Below are 3,194 nucleotides of genomic sequence, written 5' to 3' on the forward strand. Positions count from 1 at the left end.
ATCTGTAGCCCCACCCCTCGCCCTGCTGGTGACCGAAGGCGGGACCCGCCGGCTGGCGGCCGTCGTCGACGAGGCCGCCGCCGGCTTTGGTCTGTTTCCCGGCCAGAAGGCCGCCGACGCCGCGGCCCTGTGCCCGGACCTCGTCACCCACGACCATGACCCGGACGGCGACCAGGCCGCCCTGGAGGCCCTGAGCGACTGGTGCGTGCGCTTCTCGCCGGCCGTGGCGCTGGACGGGACCGACGGTCTGTTCCTCGACATCAGCGGCGCCGACCACCTGTGGGGCGGCGAGGCGGCGATGATGGACGACCTGCTGACCCGCATGGCCCGTTGGGGCGCCCCGGCCCGGGCCGCCATCGCCGACACGCCCGGGGCGGCCTGGGGCCTGGCCCGCTATGGTCCCGACCGCACCATCGCGCCGCCGGGCGGGCAGGGGGCGCTGCTGGCCGGCCTGCCGGTGGCGGCCCTGCGGCTGGACGCCGACGCCCAGGCCCAGCTGCCGCGCCTGGGCCTGTTCCAGGTCGGCCAGCTGCTGGCCCTGCCGCGCGGCCAGCTGGCCAGGCGGTTCGGAACCGGAACCCTGCTGCGCCTCGACCAGGCCCTGGGCGAGGCGCGCGAGGCCCTGGCCTTTCGCCGGCCGCCCAGCGCCTGGTTCGACCGCCTGGCCTTCGCCGAGCCGATCAGTGTCGGCGACGATCTGGCGCGGGCCAGCGGCGACGCCCTGGCCCTGATCTGCGCCCGGCTGGAGGCCGAGGGCCAGGGCGCCCGGCGCTTCGAGGTGGTGTTTCACCGGCTCGACGGCCAGGCCCATGCCGTGCGGGTGGGCCTGTCGCGGCCCGGACGCGACGCCCGCCGCATCGCCCGGCTGTTGGCCCCCAAGCTGGATGTCGTCGATCCGGGCTTCGGGATCGAGATCGTCACCGTCCAGGCCGACGGGGTCGAGACCCTGTCGGCCGTGCAGCACGGCCTGGACGCCCAGGACGGGGCGGGCCTGGAGGACGGGCTGGCCCCGCTGGTCGATCGGCTGATCAATCGCCTGGGCGAGGACCGGGTCTGGCGGGCCGAGCCGTTTCAGAGCCACGTGCCCGAGCGCTCCGTCGTCCGGCGCCCGCCCCTGGCCAAGGGGGCAGGCGAGGTCTGGGATCCGGCCCGGCCGCGTCCGGCCCGTCTGCTGCGTCGGCCCGAGCGCATCGAGGTGGTGGCCCAGCTGCCCGACGAGCCGCCGGCCCGCTTCACCTGGCGCGGCCGGCCCCATCGCGTGCGTCACGCCGAGGGTCCCGAGCGCATCGGCCAGGAATGGTGGCGCAAGGCCTTCGACCAGATCGGCCCGACCCGGGTGCGCGACTATTACCGGGTCGAGGACGAGGCCGGCGGCCGCTTCTGGATCTTCCGCGCCGGCCTCTATGGCGGGCCCGACGAGCCGAAATGGTGGCTGCATGGTCTGGGATGACCCCCCTCCGGCCCTCCGGGCCACCTCCCCCAAGGGGGGGATCTAAGCCGAGCAGATGCTCCCCCTCTGGGGGAGCTGTCCCGAAGGGACTGAGGGGGTTCGCCCCATGACCCGGGCCTATGCCGAGCTGCAGGCCACCAGCAACTTCTCGTTCCTGCGCGGGGCGTCCCAGGCCAGCGAACTGATGCTGACGGCCGAGGCCTATGGGCTGAAGGCCGTAGGGGTGGTGGACCGCAACAGCCTGGCCGGGGTGGTGCGGGCCTGGACGGCGGCCAAGGCCCTGAAGGTGCGGGCCCTGACCGGCTGCCGGCTGGACTTCGAGGACGGCACGCCGAGCCTGATCTGCTACCCGACCGACCGCGAGGCGTTCGGGCGGCTGACGCGGCTGCTGACCGTCGGCCAGAGGCGGGCCAAGAAGGGCGAGTGCCACCTGTTCTGGAAGGACTTCCTGGAGCATGCCGAGGGCCAGCTGGGCCTGGTCGTGCCGCCCGAGCGGCTGGACGCGGCCTTCGAGACCGATCTGACGCGCATGGCCGGCGACCTGCGCGGCCGGGTCTGGCTGGCCGCCAGCCGCCCCTATGCGGCCCAGGACCTCAAGCGCCTGGCCCATCTGGCCCAGCTGGCCCGCGACGCCCGCGCCCCGATGGTCGCCACCAATGACGTGCTCTATCACGCCCCCGAGCGGCGGCCGCTGCAGGACGTGCTGACCTGTATCCGCGAGCACTGCACGATCCACGAGGCCGGCTTTCGCCTGGAGGCCAACGCCGAGCGGCACCTGAAGACCCCGACCGAGATGGCCCGGCTGTTCGAGCGCTGGCCCGAGGCGATCGAGCGCACGCTGGAGATCGTCGCGCGCATCGACTTCGACCTGGGCCAGCTGCGCGAGGAATATCCCGACGAGCCCGTGCCGGCCGGCAAGAGCGCCATGCAGCACCTGACCGACCTGACCTGGGCCGGCGCGGCCTGGCGCTATCCGGCCGGGGTGCCGCCCAAGGTCGCCAAGCAGTTGGGCGTCGAATTGGCCCTGATCCACAAGATGGACTACCCCAACTATTTCCTCACCGTGCACGACATCGTCCAGGAGGCCCGGCGGATGGGCATCCTGTGCCAGGGGCGCGGCTCGGCGGCCAATTCCTCGGTCTGTTTCTGCCTGGGGGTGACGGCCATCGACCCCACCCAGCACCGGCTGCTGTTCACCCGCTTCATCTCCGAAAACCGCAACGAGCCGCCGGATATCGACGTCGATTTCGAGCATGAGCGGCGCGAGGAGGTGATGCAGTACGTCTATCGCCGCTATGGCCGCGACCATGCCGCCATCTGCGGCACGGTGATCCATTACCGCCCGCGCAGCGCCATCCGCGACGTCGGCAAGGCCCTGGGCCTGACCGAGGACGTCACCGCCATCCTGGCCAACACCGTCTGGGGCAGCTGGGGCGGCGGCGTGCCCGAGGACCACATCCGCCAGACGGGCCTGGACCCCGACAATCCCGAGATCAGCCGCGCCGTCGCCCTGGCCACCGCGCTGATCCAGTTCCCCCGCCACCTGTCGCAGCATGTCGGCGGCTTCGTCCTGACTAAGCGCCGGCTGGATGAGACCGTGCCGATCGGCAATGCGGCGATGAAGGACCGCACCTTCATCGAGTGGGACAAGGACGATATCGACAGCCTGGGCCTGATGAAGGTCGATATCCTGGCCCTGGGCATGCTGACCGCCATCCAGCGCGGCCTGAAGATGCTGGCCGCC

At 72.4% G+C, this 3,194-nt stretch carries 2 protein-coding genes; both read left to right on the top strand.

Annotated elements, in window-relative coordinates; translation table 11 throughout:
- The first annotated feature begins 52 nt into the window (after window positions 1–52).
- The gene (locus CSW58_RS10220; protein ID WP_201721639.1) at window positions 53–1,450 is read left to right on the top strand and encodes a DUF6504 family protein; all 1,398 of its coding nucleotides are present in this window, start codon (window positions 53–55) and stop codon (window positions 1,448–1,450) included.
- 106 nt (window positions 1,451–1,556) lie between these two features.
- The coding region (locus CSW58_RS10225) for a PHP domain-containing protein (protein ID WP_143755164.1) at window positions 1,557–3,194 on the top strand (1,638 nt) is incomplete at its 3' end.

The organism is Caulobacter sp. B11, assembly GCF_002737765.1.
Lineage (GTDB): Bacteria > Pseudomonadota > Alphaproteobacteria > Caulobacterales > Caulobacteraceae > Caulobacter.